General features: G+C 63.9%; 13 protein-coding genes. 3 read left to right on the forward strand and 10 right to left on the reverse strand.

Features of this window, described 5'->3' with window-relative positions:
* Nucleotides 1-47 precede the first annotated feature (47 nt).
* The 8 genes from LB572_RS12385 to LB572_RS12420 all read right to left on the reverse strand — a co-directional run bounded on the left by LB572_RS12385 (nucleotide 48) and on the right by LB572_RS12420 (nucleotide 8276).
* A complete protein-coding gene (locus tag LB572_RS12385; protein WP_140808878.1) occupies nucleotides 48-698 on the reverse strand; it encodes an OmpA family protein in 651 nt (216 codons plus the stop codon).
* A gap of 137 nt (nucleotides 699-835) precedes the next feature.
* The gene (locus LB572_RS12390) at nucleotides 836-1204 is read right to left on the reverse strand and encodes a GFA family protein (RefSeq protein WP_140808894.1); all 369 of its coding nucleotides are present in this window, start codon (nucleotides 1202-1204) and stop codon (nucleotides 836-838) included.
* A 151-nt stretch (nucleotides 1205-1355) separates the two neighbouring features.
* On the reverse strand, nucleotides 1356-1733 hold the full coding sequence (locus LB572_RS12395) for a hypothetical protein (RefSeq protein WP_140808896.1): 378 nt from the start codon (nucleotides 1731-1733) through the stop codon (nucleotides 1356-1358).
* Nucleotides 1734-2027: 294 nt separating this feature from the next.
* Nucleotides 2028-2432: a GFA family protein gene (locus LB572_RS12400; protein WP_140808880.1), complete on the reverse strand. Its 405-nt coding sequence runs from the start codon at nucleotides 2430-2432 to the stop codon at nucleotides 2028-2030.
* Nucleotides 2433-2463: 31 nt separating this feature from the next.
* Nucleotides 2464-3595 (reverse strand): peptide chain release factor 2 gene (gene prfB, locus LB572_RS12405; RefSeq protein ID WP_224667886.1). Its coding sequence is split into 2 segments (ribosomal slippage): nucleotides 2464-3528 and nucleotides 3530-3595, totalling 1131 coding nucleotides; the frame shifts between segments, so codons are not numbered across the junction.
* A 183-nt stretch (nucleotides 3596-3778) separates the two neighbouring features.
* Nucleotides 3779-6235, reverse strand: coding sequence for a penicillin-binding protein 1A (locus LB572_RS12410; RefSeq protein ID WP_224667887.1), 2457 nt, complete (start codon nucleotides 6233-6235; stop codon nucleotides 3779-3781).
* 230 nt (nucleotides 6236-6465) lie between these two features.
* Nucleotides 6466-7722 carry an N-acetylmuramoyl-L-alanine amidase gene (locus LB572_RS12415; RefSeq protein WP_224667888.1) on the reverse strand — a complete coding sequence of 419 codons (1257 nt, stop codon included), beginning with the start codon at nucleotides 7720-7722 and terminating at the stop codon, nucleotides 6466-6468.
* Between the two features lie 299 nt (nucleotides 7723-8021).
* A complete protein-coding gene (locus LB572_RS12420; RefSeq protein WP_140808890.1) occupies nucleotides 8022-8276 on the reverse strand; it encodes a hypothetical protein in 255 nt (84 codons plus the stop codon).
* A 92-nt stretch (nucleotides 8277-8368) separates the two neighbouring features.
* Here LB572_RS12420 and LB572_RS12425 point away from each other — a divergent pair, with 92 nt between their 5' ends.
* The gene (locus tag LB572_RS12425) at nucleotides 8369-11317 is read left to right on the forward strand and encodes a ribonuclease E/G (protein WP_224667889.1); all 2949 of its coding nucleotides are present in this window, start codon (nucleotides 8369-8371) and stop codon (nucleotides 11315-11317) included.
* A gap of 86 nt (nucleotides 11318-11403) precedes the next feature.
* On the opposite strand, the gene LB572_RS12430 is transcribed toward LB572_RS12425, so the two are convergent.
* A complete protein-coding gene (locus LB572_RS12430; protein WP_224667890.1) occupies nucleotides 11404-12333 on the reverse strand; it encodes a glutaminase in 930 nt (309 codons plus the stop codon).
* 5 nt (nucleotides 12334-12338) lie between these two features.
* A complete protein-coding gene (locus LB572_RS12435) occupies nucleotides 12339-13487 on the reverse strand; it encodes a pyridoxal phosphate-dependent aminotransferase (protein ID WP_224667891.1) in 1149 nt (382 codons plus the stop codon).
* Between the two features lie 185 nt (nucleotides 13488-13672).
* Here LB572_RS12435 and LB572_RS12440 point away from each other — a divergent pair, with 185 nt between their 5' ends.
* Entirely contained in the window at nucleotides 13673-15085 is a 1413-nt protein-coding gene (locus LB572_RS12440) for a M48 family metalloprotease (protein ID WP_224667892.1), read from the forward strand.
* A 59-nt stretch (nucleotides 15086-15144) separates the two neighbouring features.
* Complete coding sequence (locus LB572_RS12445; protein WP_140808942.1) at nucleotides 15145-15972, forward strand: DsbA family protein; 828 nt, start codon at nucleotides 15145-15147, stop codon at nucleotides 15970-15972.
* The last annotated feature ends 28 nt before the right edge of the window (nucleotides 15973-16000 follow it).

The raw sequence follows: 16000 nt of genomic DNA on the forward strand, positions 1-16000 counted from the left end.
GGGCCGTTTTGCGTCGCGGGAAATGCGCCCCTTCGGGCGGCTTTCTCTCAGGTGAGCGGCGACAACTGGATTTCGACGCGCCGGTTCTGCTCGCGGCCCTGGGCCGTCGCATTGGATGCGATCGGGCGCGTCTTGCCGAAGCCAGTGACGGCGAAGCGGCGCTGATCGACGCCCTGGCCGGACAGGTAGTTGGCCACGGCGAGCGCGCGGCGCTGCGACAGGTCGAAATTGTGCTGGTCGCCGCCGGTCGAATCGGTGTGACCGAACACGTCCACCGTGGTCTGGCGGAACTTCTTCAGCACCAGCGCGACCGAATTCAGCACCGGATAGAAGCCCGGCTTCACCGCGTCCTGGTCGACGTTGAAGGTGATGTCGGATGGCATGTTGAGGATGATCTGGTCGCCGCTGCGCGTGACGCTGACGCCAGTGCCCTGCAACTGGCGGCGCAGCTCGGCCTCGTTCTGGTCCATCGTCGCGCCGATCGCGCCGCCGGCGAGCGCGCCGATACCGGCGCCGATCAACGCGTTGCGGCGGTCGTTGCCGCCGGCGAGCAGGCCGAGGCTAGCGCCTGCCAGCGCGCCAAGCCCGGCACCGGCCGCCGTATTGGAGATCTTCTGGTCGCCGGTATACGGATCGGTGGTAGTGCAGGCGCTCACCAGTACAGCCGTCGCCACGGCGACGAGCACAGTCTTCTTCATGAGATTGGTCCCTCTCCAACTCGCGGCCTTTGCGGCCGCGCCAAATCAGCCCTTCCGCAGCCTTGTAGCATGAAATGCGGCGAAAAACGGAACGGGAATGCGGCCGGCAAAGCTCGGCGGCCGTTCCCGCTTCGCGTCTACCACAAATTCTTGCCGTCGATGACCACCACCTCGACCTTGTCCAAGTCGAAATCGTCCAACAGGCGCGAATTGACGCTGATCTTCGGGTTGTCGAAGTCCGGCTTTCCGGTCGACCAATCGGGTGTTTCCGTGAAGGTGCCGCAGCCGCACGTGGCGCAGAAACCGTGCTTCACGGTCTTCGAGCCCCAGCGATAGAAGGAGACGTTCTCCGGCGGGCTTGTGAGCTTGAATTGCGACGGCACATAGTAGGCCCATAGCGACCCGCGCTTCGAGCAAAACGAGCATGTGCATTGCGTCACCGTCTGCGGCGCCTCGGCAACCTCGAAGGTTGTCGCCTTGCAGTGGCAGCTTCCCTTGATGGTCATGAACTCACCTCTCCCATTGCCTGCCGCCACGCCGGATTCCCCTGGCAGCAGGGCAACATAAAGAAGCGATCCTGACAACTGCCTGTCAGCAGCGTCGAGATATGCTGGCGCGCTCGAAGCCCTCCCGCGCCTCACGTTTGGCTCGCCAGGTCTAGTAAGAGGGTGGCGGCACGAACAGGCAGATGGTCTTGCCGGCATCGAGCCCGGCCTGATGCGCGCACCAGTGGTATTCGCCGTCGGGCGAATTCTTGATCCGCTTGTCGCTATAGGCCACCACCTCGCCCGTGCCCTTTATGACATAGCCTTCGGGCCGCTCGCTGATCGACGACTGCGGCACCTCCTTGCAATCGAAGTTGGCACAGCAGGCAAAGGGGTATTTCCAGCCCTGCGGCATAGCCGCCGTGGGTTGGGCGTCGTGCGCGACGGCCGGCGGCGCCAGCACCGAGATGGCTCCAATTGCGAAGAGAGAGAACAAAAGTCGGCCAGCCGGTCGAACGGCTTGGGCCGATCTTGATATGGCAGCAGACATCGAAACGTTCCTTTCGAGCATCAAGCGTTTTCGCTTGCCCGTTCCCGGAACGTGTCTTCCCAGTGGCCGGATCGTCGGTCGCAGATATGCCGCATCCGGCCATAAATGCTTTTAACCCCAACTCGAAAGCTGGGCTGATTCCTCGACTGGCGCAAGCAACCGCTTGCAACGGCGATGCAGCGATTGACGCCAGCCTCTGCCATCCAGAATCGTGCGCCGGCTTGGTTAATGACCGGTTAGCCGCACGGTGCCGGTGCCCGACAACGGGATTGGGCTCAAGCTGGTTCCAGACGTTCAGCCGGGAACATGCCCATCATACTGTGGCAGGTCGTCGGTGATCGTGAACCACTTCGCCTTCGATCCGACAAAGATGTGCGCGGTCGGCCGTATGGTCGGATCGTCGACCAGCGTGCCCATGGCGACATGCACATAGGCGCCGTCGCGGACCAACGAATAGAGCAGCGAGCCGCATCGCCCGCAATGCGCGTCGTGGCCGTTCTCGTCGCCGAAGATCAGCAGTTCGCCCTCGCCCGCGGTGAGATGGAACTTGTCGCGCTCGATGCCGGCGAAGGGCTTGAACGGTGCACCCGTCGTGCGCCGGCAGTTCGAGCAATGGCAGTTCGCCGCGTAAGAGAACTCGTCCGCCACCTCGTAGCGGGCGGAGCCGCAGAAGCATTTTCCGGTAAGTTTGCGCGTCACCGGCTCTTCCTCCCCTACAGCGCCGGAAATCCTAGTCGAGGTCCGCCACCGCTTCGCCGGCGCCGCCTTCGATGCGATGCGACAGCGAGGCTTCCATGAACTCGTCGAGATCCCCGTCGAGCACGCTCGACGGGGAGGTGCTCTCAACGCCGGTGCGCAGATCCTTCACCAGCTGATAGGGCTGCAGCACATAGGAGCGGATCTGGTGGCCCCAGCCAATGTCGCTCTTCGATGCCTCGGTGGCGTTGGCGACCGCCTCACGCTTCTTCAGCTCTTCCTCGTAAAGCCGCGAGCGCAGCATTTCCCAAGCCTTGGCGCGATTCTTGTGCTGCGAGCGTTCGGCCTGGCAGGCGACCGCGATGCCGGTCGCGAGATGGGTGATGCGCACGGCGGAGTCGGTGGTGTTGACGTGCTGACCGCCCGAACCCGAGGAGCGATAGGTGTCGATGCGGACATCGGATTCCGAAACGTCGATCTCAATCTTGTCGTCGACGACAGGATAGACCCAGATACTGGAGAACGACGTGTGGCGGCGCGCATTGCTGTCATAGGGCGAAATACGCACCAGGCGGTGGACGCCCGATTCCGTCTTCAGCCACCCATAGGCGTTGTGGCCCTTGATCAGCACGGTAGCCGACTTGATGCCGGCCTCTTCACCGTCATGGACTTCCAGCACCTCGACCTTGAAGCGGCGGCGCTCGGCCCAGCGCGTATACATGCGCAACAGCATCGAGGCCCAGTCCTGGCTCTCGGTGCCGCCGGCGCCGGCGTGGACTTCGAGGTAGGTGTCGTTGGCGTCGGCTTCGCCCGAGAGCAGCGTTTCGACCTGGCGGGCTTTGGCTTCGCCCTGCATCGAGCGCAGCGCTGCCTCAGCTTCGGCGATGATGCCGTCGTCGCCCTCTTCCTCGCCGAGCTCGATCAGGCCGATATTGTCTTCCAGCGCCTGGGTAATTCCCTTGACCGCGGCGATGCCGTCCTCGAGCTCCTGGCGCTCCCGCATCAGCTTCTGCGCTTCGGTCGGATCGTTCCAGAGGCTGGAATCCTCGGCGCGCGAATTCAGGTACTCAAGCCGCTTTACAGCCTGATCCCAGTCAAAGATGCCTCCTCAGCAGGGTTATCGCCTGCCTGATCTCGTCGACAATGTTGAGCGTTTCCGCGCGCATGGCTCTTCGTTCGGTCCTGTTCTTTTCGGTCTTTTCGGAATAGGCGCGATACATAGGCACGGCATCGCCGACTGTAAAGCGAAATGGGCCGGCTCAACCGTGCCCCCGAAAAGTGGAAACCTGTTTTCGGAAAAGGTCACGGTCCAGGAACAAGTCGCCGGCCGATTTCGAGAATTCAGGAGATCAATAGAGGCCGCCGCCGCCGTCCTGGATGGCCTGGTTGGCCTGCGGCGACAGCGCTCCGCCGGAACCGTTCGAGCCATCCGCGCCCATGCCGATCACCCAGTAGCTGTCGGCCGGTCCGGTCCCGGGCTTGAACGCCTCGATGATGGTGTTCGGATCGCCTTCGGCGGCGCGCATGCCGGTCTTGCGGTTGATGGCGATCAGCTTCATCCCCTCCGGAACCTGGAAGTCGGTGTTCGGCTTGCCGTCGAGCGCCACACGCATGAAATCCTTGAAGATCGGGGCCGCCAGGCCGCCGCCGGTGGCGCCATGGCCAAGGCCGCGCGGCGTGTCGTAGCCCATATAGAGGCCGACGACGAGGTTCGGGGTGAAGCCGATGAACCAGGCGTCCTTCTCGTCATTGGTCGTGCCGGTCTTGCCGGCGATGTGGCGGCCGAGCTCGCCGATGGTGGCACCGGTGCCGCGCTGCACGACGCCTTCCATCATCGAGGTGATCTGGTAGGCGGTCATGGGGTCGAGCACCTGCTCGGAATTGTCGACCAGTTCCGGCTCGGACTGGTTCTTCCATTCGGTGGCGTTGCAGCCTTCGCAGCCGCGCTCGTCCTGCTTGAACACCGTCTTGCCGTAGCGGTCCTGGATCCGGTCGATCAGCGAAGGTTTGATCGATTTGCCGCCATTGGCCATGATCGAATAGGCCGAGACCATGCGCATGACCGTGGTTTCGCCCGAGCCCAGCGCCATCGGCAGATAGGGCGCCAGGTGATCGTAGACGCCGAAGCGTTCGGCATATTCGACGACGAGCTTCATGCCCATGTCGTTGGCGAGCCGCACCGTCATCAGGTTGCGCGACTTCTCGATGCCGGACCGCAGCGTGGCCGGGCCCGCGACCGTGCCGTCATAGTTCTTCGGTGTCCAGGTCGTGTTGCCGCTCTGGATGGTGATCGGGCCGTCCATGATCACCGACGCCGGCGTGTAGCCGTTATCGAGCGCCGCCGAATAGACGATCGGCTTGAACGAGGAGCCGGGCTGACGCATCGCCTGCGTGGCGCGGTTGAACTCCGACTGCGCGTAGGAGAAGCCGCCGACCATGGCGAGCACGCGGCCGGTGTGCGGATCCATGGCGACGAGGCCGCCCTCCACCTCAGGCACCTGGCGCAGCATGTAGGTGTTGTCGGAGCCGTCGTTCTTCTGCACGAAGACGACGTCGCCCGGCTCCAGCACTTCAGCCGGAGACTTCGCTCTCACCGACTTGCCGTTGACGAAGTGGCGCATGGCGAAGCCCATGTCGTCCTTGCTGACGGTGCCCTCGACGCGTTCCTTGACGAGATCGCCGGAGATCTGCCGCGTTGGCTGGATACCGACGGTCAGGCCGGAGGCAGAGCTGTCCAGCACGACGGCCAGCGTCCATTCCGGCACGTCTTCAAGGCCCTTCACATTGCCGAGCGGCACGCCCCAGTCGCCAGAGACGTCAATATGGGTGACCGGACCGCGATAGCCGCGCAGCATGTCGTATTTGAGCAGGCCGTTCTGCATCGCCTTGCGCGCGATAAGCTGGATCTTCGGATCGAGCGTGGTGCGCACCGACAGGCCGCCCTCGTAGAGGGCATTCTCGCCATAGCGCGAGATGATCTGGCGGCGGACCTCCTCGGTGAAGTACTCGCCGGCGAACAGGTAGGAGCCGTTGCGGCGCGGCGTCACGCCGAGCGGCTCGGCCTTGGCCTTGTCGCCTTCCTCGCGCGTGACGTAGCCGTTCTCGACCATCTGATCGATGACCCAGTTGCGGCGCTCCAGCGCACGGTCGGCATGCTTGAAGGGATGATAGTTGTTAGGGCCTTTCGGCAACGAGGCGAGATAGGCGGCTTCCGCGACGGTGAGTTCGTTCACCGACTTGTCGAAATAGGTGAGCGCCGCGCCCGCGACGCCGTAGGCACCGAAGCCGAGGAATATCTCGTTGAGATAGAGCTCGAGGATGCGGTCCTTCGAATAGGCCTGCTCGATGCGGAAGGCCAGGATCATCTCCTTGATCTTGCGCTCATAGGTCTGATCCGAGGTGAGCAGGAAGTTCTTCGCCACCTGCTGCGTGATCGTCGAGGCGCCGACCTGCCGCCGACCGGAACCGAAATTCTGCAAGTTGACGATGACGGCGCGGCCGAGACCGGTGATGTCGATGCCGGGGTGGCTGTAGAAATTCTTGTCCTCGGCCGAGAGGAAAGCGGCCTTGACGCGGTCCGGGATCGCCTGAATCGGCAGATAGAGGCGCCGCTCGCGCGCATATTCGGCCATCAGCGAGCCGTCCGAGGCGTGAATGCGCGTCGTCACCGGCGGCTCGTACTTGGCCAGCACCTCGTAGTCGGGCAGGTCCTTCGTCAGATGGCTGATATAGATGGCAAGGCCGGCCGCCACCAGCAGCGCCAGCGTCGTGCCGATGCCAAAGAAATAGCCGATGAGACGAATCATGCCCGCTCCAGTCCGAGGTTCGGGAATTTCCTAAACGAAGCCGACAGTCGCGCAAGCTTCCCGAGGCGGTCCCAATCCGCAATCAAAAAACCCATGTCGCGACCATGTGGACAAAATACGGCAGCGCGAAATTTGAGGACTCGGTTGCCGGATAATAACGCCGGGTGTTGTCGTCATGCAACGCTGCTTGTGGTTGTAGACGTCCGGCGGTTGTGGTCGGGCGCGGCGGGTCAGCCGCCCGTCGCGGTTCCGGCCTTGGCGGCGGCAAACAGGGCAACCGCGTTGGCTATGCTTTGCGCAGCCTTGCCGCGCCAATCGGCATTGAGCAGCTGCGCCTCGTCCTTGATGTTGGAAAGATAACCGAGCTCCACCAGAACGGACGGCACGTCGGGGGCCTTGAGCACCCTGAAGCCGGCCGAGCGCTGCGGATTGTTGATCAAGCCGACGCTGGTCGACAACTGGCCGACCAGCGTATGGGCGAAGCTCATCGAGAAACCATGGGTTTCGCGGCGGATAAGGTCGATCAGGATGTCGGTGACTTCCTTGTTGTCGTCCTCGATCTTCATTCCGGCGAACTGGTCGGAGAGGTTCTCGCGATCGGCAAGCGCCTGGGCTTCGGGATCGGAGGCCTTGTCCGAGAGCGTGTACACCGTGGCGCCGCGAAGACCTTTGACGGCGATCGTATCCGCATGAATGGAGATCAAGAGATCGGCCTCGTGCTGGCGCGCGATGCGCACGCGTTCGTCCAGCGCCAGGTACACGTCGTTGTCGCGCGTCATGTAGATATCGTATTTGCCGACAGCGGCCAGCTTGTCGCGCAGTTCCTTGGCAAAGGCGAGCGTGACGTCCTTCTCGACCGTGCCGGCGGAGCTTTCGGCGCCGCCATCGACGCCGCCATGACCCGGGTCGATAACCACCGTGAAGCGATGGCCGGGCGCCGAGATCGGTCCGGTGCCGACCCGCTCGCCCTTTTCGGTGGAAACCGTCGAACCGGTCGTCAGCGACTGGTTGGCGAGGGCTTCGTCGAACTCCCGCTCGGAAGCGGCCGACATATCGATGGCGATGCGGTAGCCGCTGCCATCGTCGTTCTTGAGCACGTCGAGCTTGTCGACGGCGAAAGGCCCCTTGCCGGTGAGGATCAGGCGCGAACCATGTCCCTGATCGCCGTAGCGAACGGCCCGGACCAGACCGCGCGGCTTCACATCCTTGGCGCCGAGAGCGAATCGCGTGCGCGGCAGATCGACGACCAGGCGATCGGGGCCGCGCAGCAGGAACCATTTGACGTCCGGCTCGCGGTCGAAGTTCACGACGATGCGCATCTTGGTGGCGTCGCCAGCCATCTTGTAGCCGGTCGCGCCAAGCAGGGTGTCGGCGTGCGCGGCGGCAAAGCAGGACAACAGGACGGTCAGCAGCAAGGCGGCGCAGGCCAGGCGCAGGAAAAGCGCAGCGGCCCTACCCCTCTTGTCTGCGGCGCCCGCCGGTCCCATCTCTTACTTGCCGCTCCCGGTTTGACGCATTTGCGCCCGGCCTGCTCGCCGAATGCCTGTCAGGCCACCAACTCGATTAACGATTGGTATTCAGAGAAGGTTAACCAAGCCTTTCATGGGCGCGACGAAAGGCACCTTCCCCTGCGGAAGCGCTTTTTGCCGGCATCCGAAATCGGGGTTGCCTTCCATCCCGCCAAATCATAAAAGCGACGTTGGATCACTGCAATCCTGGAACCGCTCGCCTCAGCAGTTTCCTGCCAAAGGTCGGATGCAAAGGCGGCTCCGTTATCCTTCCGGGCTCAGGTGGTCGCGACGATTTTCGCAGGCGTGCTCCCGTGGCGGGGGAATCGCTTGCGTGAGGAAAACGGCCGGGTTTGCCCCGCGCCGGCTCTTCGTGAGCAAACAAGCTGGTCCGGCTCAGCCGGGCTTTGGTTCAAAAGGTTCTGCTGGGTGCCGATGGCTTCAAGCGCAATCATGGAAAGGTCCGCATCAAACCGCGCCATATTGGCTGCGGGCGGCACCGCCATTGCGCTCAAGCGGCGGCCGGCGGACATTCAATTATCCGGCATGCACACAGATACAGGCGCACAGCGGCGGGCACTGCCACGCCAGCTGCGGCCGTCGGCTGCCGGCAGGAAACAAAATAATGCCCAACAAAATGCTAATAGACGCCTCCCACCCGGAGGAAACACGCGTTGTCGTCGTTCGCGGTAACCGCATCGAAGAATTCGACTTTGAATCCCAGGACAAGAAGCAGCTCAAAGGAAACATTTATCTCGCCCGCGTAACTCGCGTCGAACCTTCCCTCCAGGCAGCCTTTGTCGAGTATGGCGGCAACCGTCACGGTTTTCTCGCCTTCAGCGAAATTCATCCCGATTATTACCAGATCCCGGTCGCCGACCGTCAGGCCCTGCTGCGCGCCGAGGCGCAGGAGGCCGAGGACGAAGACGACGAGGAGGCCGAGAACGGCGAAGAGCAGCAGGCGCGCGATCGCGGCGGCCGACGCAACCGGCGTCGTGGCGGCAAGAGCCGTGACCGCGGCGAGCACAAGCACGACGCTGCTTTCCCGGAAAGCGGGGAAAGCCTGGCTGAGGCCATAGCGACCAACGAAACCGCTGCCGAGGCAGCGGAGGGCGAGGATACCGCCGGCGAGCCCGCCGATGCCCAAGCGGAAAATGCCGAAACGATCTCCGAGGCCGTCGAGGTCGCGTCGGAAACGTCTGAAGAGACTGGCGGCGACGCCGCAGCTGCCGACGACGAGGATGGCAAGCTGTCCGAAGGCGGGCCCACCTCGATCGCCGCAAGCGTCGAAGCCGACGTGATTTCCGAGTCGGTTCCGCAAACGGATCAGCCCGAGCAGACTGGCCCCGAGCAGGTTGGCGAAGCCACCGCCAGCGACAACGATCGCGGCATGCTGGAGGATGTCTCGTCCTCGCATTCGGACGAGCACGAGGTCGAATCGGTCGGCGCCGAAGATGCGCTCGAGGAGATCCGCAGCCGCCGCAAGCCGGTGCGCCGCCAGTACAAAATCCAGGAAGTCATCAAGCGTCGCCAGATCCTCCTGGTGCAGGTGGTCAAGGAAGAGCGCGGCAACAAGGGCGCTGCGCTCACCACGTACCTCTCGCTTGCCGGCCGCTATTCGGTGCTGATGCCGAACACGGCGCGCGGCGGCGGCATCTCGCGCAAGATCACCAACGCGCAGGACCGCAAGCGCCTGAAGGAGGTCGTGGCCGACCTCGAAGTGCCGCAAGGCATGGGCGTCATCCTGCGCACCGCCGGCGAAAGCCGCACCAAGGCCGAGATCAAGCGCGACTACGAATACCTGATGCGGCTTTGGGAAAACGTCCGCAACCTGACGCTGCAATCGTCGGCCCCTGCCCTGGTCTATGAGGAAGGCAGCCTTATCAAGCGTTCGGTGCGCGACCTCTACAACAAGGATATCGACGAAATCCTGGTCTCCGGCGAGGACGGCTACCGCGAGGCCAAGGACTTCATGCGCATGCTGATGCCGAGCCACGCCAAGGTGGTTCAGCCGTTCCGCGATACCACGCCGATCTTCGTGCGCAACGGCATCGAGGCGCAGCTCGACCGCATGCTGCAGCCGCAGGTGACGCTGAAGAGCGGCGGCTATATCATCATCAACCAGACCGAGGCGCTGGTTTCGATCGACGTCAACTCCGGCCGCTCCACCAAGGAGCATTCGATCGAGGAAACGGCGCTCCACACCAATCTGGAAGCGGCCGAGGAAGTCGCGCGCCAGTTGAGGCTGCGCGACCTTGCCGGCCTCATCGTCATCGACTTCATCGATATGGAGGAGAACCGCAACAACCGCTCCGTCGAGAAGCGGCTGAAGGATCACCTCAAGAACGACCGCGCGCGTATCCAGGTCGGCCGCATCTCGCATTTCGGCCTGATGGAAATGTCGCGCCAGCGCATCCGCGCCAGCGTGCTGGAATCGACCATGAAGCCCTGCCCGCATTGCGGCGGCACCGGCCATGTGCGCTCCGATTCCTCCGTGGCGCTGATGGTGGTGCGGGCGATCGAGGAATTCCTGCTCAAGGATTCGCGCAGCCACATCATCGTGCGCACGCCGGCCGTGACCGCGCTCTACGTGCTCAACCACAAGCGCGCCAACCTAGTGGAACTCGAAGCCCGATTCGGCCTGACCATCACGATCGAGGCCGACGAGACGCTCGGCACCCAGCACTATGCGATCTTCCGTGGCGCCGTTGCCGAAAAGCCGGAAGGCTTTGTCGAGGTGCGCAGCCTGCCGGCCTATGTCGAGCCGGAGGAGCCCGAGGACGAGATCGTCGTCGAGGAAGAGGAAGATGAGGTTTCGACGCGGGCCGAGCAGCCGCGCCACCCGCAGCAGCAGGGTCAGCACCAGCAGCGGCCCGAGGACGGCGAAGGCCGTGATCGCAAGCGTCGCAAGCGCCGGCGGCGGCGCGGCGGCAGGGATCGCGACCGCGAGCACAGTGACGATGCCGCGGCAGCACCGACCGAGGCTGGCGAAACCGACGCCGATGCAACAGATGCAACGGAAGAAGCCGCTCAGGAAGTGACCGCCGACAGCGAAGCCGTGGCGGCTGCCGAGGACAGTTCAGCCAAGAAGCGGCGGCGCGGCAAGCGCGGCGGCAAGCGCAATCGCCATGACGACGAGGCTTCAGAGGCAGTTGCCGGCGGCGTCGGGGAAGATGCCGCTGAAGGTGAAGACGCCGCTGGCGAGCCCGTGGTAGCAGCCGAGCCCGAGCAGCCTACCGCTCCCGCGGCGGCCAATGACGATGCCGAGGCGGTCGAGAAGCCGAAGAAGCCCCGCCGCTCCAGAGCAAAAAAGGTGGCCGAGGAAGCGGTGGCCGAGACGGTGTCCGAACCCGTGGCGGAAGCCCAGGTCGCGCGCGTGGCAGTCGAGCCCGAGCCGGAGGCCGCCGCTGCGGCCGAGGCGGAGCCTGCCGCCAGCGCGCATCCGACGCGGCGCAAGCCGCAGTCGGTCGACGCGCCGGTTGTTCCCGTCGTATCCTCGAAAGTGTCCGACGAGGCCAAGACCGAGGAGAAGCCGAAGCGCGCCGGCTGGTGGCAGCGCAAGGGTTTTTTCTAAACCTTTCAGATCGTTAGATTGATCTCCTGAGAAATCCCGCGCCGCGTTCGGCGCGGGATTTTCGTTTTCGCGCAGGACGCCTTGCTTCAAGGCGCGAAGATCGACCAGTTCATCATCCGGGCGAGCTTCTCCAGCGCGATGGAGCCGAGCTTGGAGTTGCCGTTTTCGTTGAGGCCGGGCGACCAGACGGCCAGCGACGCCACTCCGGGCACGATGCCTAAAATGCCGCCGCCGACACCGCTTTTGCCGGGGATGCCGACGCGGAAGGCGAAATCGCCGGAGCCGTCATAGTGGCCGCAGGTCAGCATCAGCGCGCCGATGCGGCGCGCCCGCTCGGCCGACACGACCGAATGCCCGGTCGCCGGATTCCTGCCGCCATTGGCCAGGAACCGGCCAGCCATGGCCAACTGGCGGCAGCTCATGGCGATTGCGCAGTGGTGGAAGTAGACACCCAGCGCCAGTTCCGGGGCATGATGGAGATTGCCGAAGGATTTCATGTAGTTGGCCAGGGCGAAATTGCGATACCCGGTGGCCCGCTCGGATGCCGCCACGTCGCGGTCGATGATGATCGTCTCATCGTCGGCGAGGAACTGGATGAAGCGCAGGATTTCGCCGATCGCCTCGCGCGGCTGATGGCCGGCGAGCAGGACGTCGGAGACGACGATGGCGCCGGCATTGATGAACGGATTGCGGGGAATGCCGTTCTCATGCTCGAGCTGGACGATCGAGTTGAACGGATTGCCGGAGGGCTCGCGGCCGACGCGTTGCCAGAGCGCATCGCCGACCTTGCCCAGCGCCAGCGTGAGCGTGAAGACTTTCGAGACGCTCTGGATCGAAAAGGGCTGGTCGGCGTCGCCGGCAAGGATGACGCGGCCATCATTGGTCACGGCGGCGATGCCGAATTTCTTCGGATCGACCTTGCCGAGTTGCGGGATGTAGGTCGCCACGTCGCCGCGATCGGTGCGTTCCGCCATTTCGGCGGCCACTTCCGCCAATGCTTGGCCAAGTTCCGGCATGGCTTCTATTTCAGCCAGCGTTCGATGCGCGCCAGCGCCTCGACCATGTCGTCATGGCTGCCGGCGTAGGAAAAGCGCATGGTGCGGTGGCCCTGCAGCGGGTCGAAATCGCGACCAGGCGTGGCCGCGACATGCGCCTCGGCCAGCATCTTGCGGGCAAAGGCCATGCTGTCATTGGTGTGGCGGGTGACATCGCAGAAAGCATAGAAGGCGCCGTCCATCGGGGCTGCGAGCGCAAAGCCGAGTTCCGGCAGACGCTTCATCAGGAGGTCGCGGTTCCAGGCATAGCGCGCCTTCACCTTTTCCAACTCCTCCGTCGCCTTGAAGGCCTCGATCGCGGCGACCTGCGACAGTTCCGGCGGCGAGATATAGAGGCTTTGAGCGACACGCTCGACCGGCCGCACCAGTTCTTCCGGCAACACCATCCAGCCGATGCGCCAGCCGGTCATGCAATAATATTTCGAGAAGGAGTTGATCACGGTCACGCTGGCGCCATGCGCCAGCGCAGTGACGTCGGGCGCCGCATAGGCCAGCCGGTGATAGATCTCGTCCGAGATGACGGCGATGCCGAGCTCTTCGGCCGTCTTGACCAGCGCAGCGAGCTCGTCCGCCGGAATGACCGCGCCGGTCGGATTGGCGGGGCTGGCGAACAGCACGCCCTTCAGCGGCTTCTCGCGATGCGCGGCCTTCAGATGCTCGGCGTGCAGATAGGCATCCGCGCCGAGCTCGATCTCGACGATCTCGATGCCGAGCGCGGCCATGATGTTGCGGTAGGCCGGATAGCCGGGCGCGGCGATGGCGACGCGGTCGCCCGGATCGAACATGGCCAGGAAAGCGAGGTTGAAGGCGGCTGACGAACCGGTCGTGACGGCAACGCGCGCCGGCGTGACGTCGATCCCGTAATGCTCGCCATAATGCGCCGCGATCGCCTTGCGCAGATCGGCAAGGCCCAAGGCGTCGGTGTAACCGATGCGGCCATGCCGCAGAGCCGCGCCCGCCGCCTCGCGGACGCCGACCGGCGCGGGATCAGACGGCTGTCCGACGGCCATCGACACCACCGGCACGCCGGTTGCCTTCAACCGGTTGGCCTCGGCCAGAATGTCCATGGCGTGGAACGGCTCGACTTCCCCTCGGCGCGAAAGCGAAACGACCATTTGACCTCTTCCAACTGCCCTTGTTCGGTGAAATTCCGGACGCAAGCCAGCGCAGACTTGCCTTGAACTACCCTAGTTAAAGGACAGCGCCGCACAAATGCCCGATTGATGTGGGGATCACAAGCGCGCAGGAAGTTACCGGCGCCGACTTTTCATCTTTCGCCCGCTCGTCTACCAGTGGACCTATGTTGAGCCGACCCCGACCATCGATTGGCAAATCCATTTCCCTCGGCCGAACCGCGCGCGGTTTCGCGACGCTTATGCTTGCCGCCGCCGTTGCCGCTTCGAGCTCGGTCAGCGTCTTCGCGCAAGGCGTGCCGGTGGTGCGCGACGCCGAGATCGAGGCGCTGGTGCGCGATTATGCCCGGCCGATCTTCAAGGCGGCGGGACTTGCCAATGACGGCATCGACATCGTCCTAGTCAACGACCAGAGCTTCAACGCCTTCGTCACTGGACGGCGCCTGTTCATCAACACCGGCGCGCTGGTGACGGCCGAAACGCCGAACGAGATCATCGGCGTCATCGCGCACGAGGCCGGCCATATCGCCGGCGGCCACCAGCAGAAATTGCGCGACCAGCTCGACCGCGCCAAGACCATGGCCATCATCGCCACACTGCTCGGCGCCGGCGCCATGGTTGCCGGCGCCACCACCAACAGCCGCGGCCTTGCCGGCGCCGGCATGGGCGTCGCCGCCGGCGGCGGGGAGATGGCGCAGCGCTCGATCCTTGCCTACCAGCGCACCGAAGAGATCACCGCCGACCGTTCGGCGATCACCTACCTCAACGCCATCGGCCAGTCCGGCATGGGCATGCTGAAAACCTTCGGCCGCTTCCAGAGCGCGCTGTCGCTCGCCGGCACCCAGGTCGACCCCTACCGGATCAGCCACCCGATGCCGCAGGAGCGCATCGCCAACCTTGAAGCGCTCGTCAAGCAAAGCCCGTTCGTCAACACCATCGACCCGGCGGCGCTGCAGCAGCGGCACGACATGATGCGCATCAAGATCGCCGCCTATATGCAGGGACAGGCGGCCGTCGCGCGACTGATGCGCAAGAACCCGACCAGCCTCGCCTCGCGCTACGGCGATGCGCAGCAGACCTATCTCTATGGCAATCCGGGCGCGGCGCTGACCAAGACGGCGGCGCTGATCAAGGAACAGCCGAAGAACCCGTATTTCCAGGAATTGCGCGGCGATATCCTGATGAAGATCAACAAGCCGAAGGATGCGGCGGACGCCTATGCCAAGGCGGTCAGCCTCGATCCGGCACGCTCCGGCCTGCTGTTGGTCTCCCTCGGCCAGGCGCTGATGGCTGTGGGCACGCCCGATTCGCTCAAGAAGGCGGTCACCCAGCTCAATAATGGCGTCGGGCGGGACAAAGAGAATTCCGATGCTTATCGCTTTCTGGCGCAGGTCTATGGCGAACTCGGCGATGTTCCGGCCGCAGATCTCGCCACCGCCGAGGGCCATTACTATTCGGGCGACTACAAGAACGCGAAGATTTTCGCCATGCGCGCTCAACAGAAATTGAAGCGTGGCGAACCCCACTGGGTCCGCGCTCAGGATATTATAAACTACACGCCATCGAACAAACTCAAATGAACCTCCCGGGCGTTGGCCGCGACCAAGGCTCACCGGGACAGGCAAAAGGATCGATAATCATGAACAAGGCAATCCTGCTTGGCAGTGCTGGCGGTCTGGCGGTGGCGCTCGGCATGCTGGCCTTCGGTTTCGTGGCCGGGAACCCCCAGGCCGCGAAGGCCGATACCGTGCAAGTAGCGCAGGTGACGTCCTCCACCGAGACCAAGGCGCCTGCCGACACCAAGATCGACCGCAAGGAGGTCGAGGGCATCATCCGCGACTATCTCCTGAAGAACCCTGAGGTTCTGCTCGAGGTGCAGGATGCGCTCGAGGCCAAGCAGAAGGAAGAGCAGCGGCTCGCGGCGCTCGGCGTGATCAAGGACTCCAAGGATGAGATCTTCAACTCTACCTTCGACGGCGTCGTCGGCAACCCGAAGGGCAAGATCACGATCGTCGAGTTCTACGATTACAATTGCGGCTTCTGCAAACGCGCCATCGAGGACATGCAGGCGCTGACCAAGTCCGACTCGGACCTGCGCTTCGTGCTCAAGGAATTCCCGATCCTCAGCCCGGATTCGCAGAAGGCCAGCGTCGTCTCCATGGCGTTCCACCTGATGCATCCGGAGAAATACGGCGAATTCCACACCGCGCTGCTTGGCGGCCAGGGCCGCGCCACCGAAGCGACCGCCATCAAGGTGGCGCTTTCGCTCGGCGCCGACGAGGCGGCGCTGCGCGAGAAGATGAAGGACCCTCGCATCGCCGAAACGCTTTCGCGCACCTATGACCTTGCAACGAAACTGTCGATCACCGGCACGCCGTCCTATGTGGTCGGCAACGAGGTGATCTTCGGAGCGCTCGGCCAGCAGGTTCTGGCGGAAAAGATCGAAGAGGCCAAGAGCGCGCTGTAAGCGCTTGCGGATGCAAAAGCCGACCGCT

Source organism: Mesorhizobium sp. BH1-1-5, from assembly GCF_020165615.1.
Lineage (GTDB): Bacteria > Pseudomonadota > Alphaproteobacteria > Rhizobiales > Rhizobiaceae > Mesorhizobium.

Bases quoted from the DNA above. Each gene is read 5' to 3' on its own strand.
- LB572_RS12385 (WP_140808878.1), bottom strand. From the start codon at position 698: ATGAAGAAGACTGTGCTCGTCGCCGTGGCGACGGCTGTACTGGTGAGC.
- LB572_RS12390 (WP_140808894.1), bottom strand. From the start codon at position 1,204: ATGACCATCAAGGGAAGCTGCCACTGCAAGGCGACAACCTTCGAGGTT.
- LB572_RS12395 (WP_140808896.1), bottom strand. From the start codon at position 1,733: ATGTCTGCTGCCATATCAAGATCGGCCCAAGCCGTTCGACCGGCTGGC.
- LB572_RS12410 (WP_224667887.1), bottom strand. From the start codon at position 6,235: ATGATTCGTCTCATCGGCTATTTCTTTGGCATCGGCACGACGCTGGCG.
- LB572_RS12415 (WP_224667888.1), bottom strand. From the start codon at position 7,722: ATGGGACCGGCGGGCGCCGCAGACAAGAGGGGTAGGGCCGCTGCGCTT.
- LB572_RS12420 (WP_140808890.1), bottom strand. From the start codon at position 8,276: ATGTCCGCCGGCCGCCGCTTGAGCGCAATGGCGGTGCCGCCCGCAGCC.
- LB572_RS12425 (WP_224667889.1), top strand. From the start codon at position 8,369: ATGCCCAACAAAATGCTAATAGACGCCTCCCACCCGGAGGAAACACGC.
- LB572_RS12430 (WP_224667890.1), bottom strand. From the start codon at position 12,333: ATGCCGGAACTTGGCCAAGCATTGGCGGAAGTGGCCGCCGAAATGGCG.
- LB572_RS12435 (WP_224667891.1), bottom strand. From the start codon at position 13,487: ATGGTCGTTTCGCTTTCGCGCCGAGGGGAAGTCGAGCCGTTCCACGCC.
- LB572_RS12440 (WP_224667892.1), top strand. From the start codon at position 13,673: ATGTTGAGCCGACCCCGACCATCGATTGGCAAATCCATTTCCCTCGGC.
- LB572_RS12445 (WP_140808942.1), top strand. From the start codon at position 15,145: ATGAACAAGGCAATCCTGCTTGGCAGTGCTGGCGGTCTGGCGGTGGCG.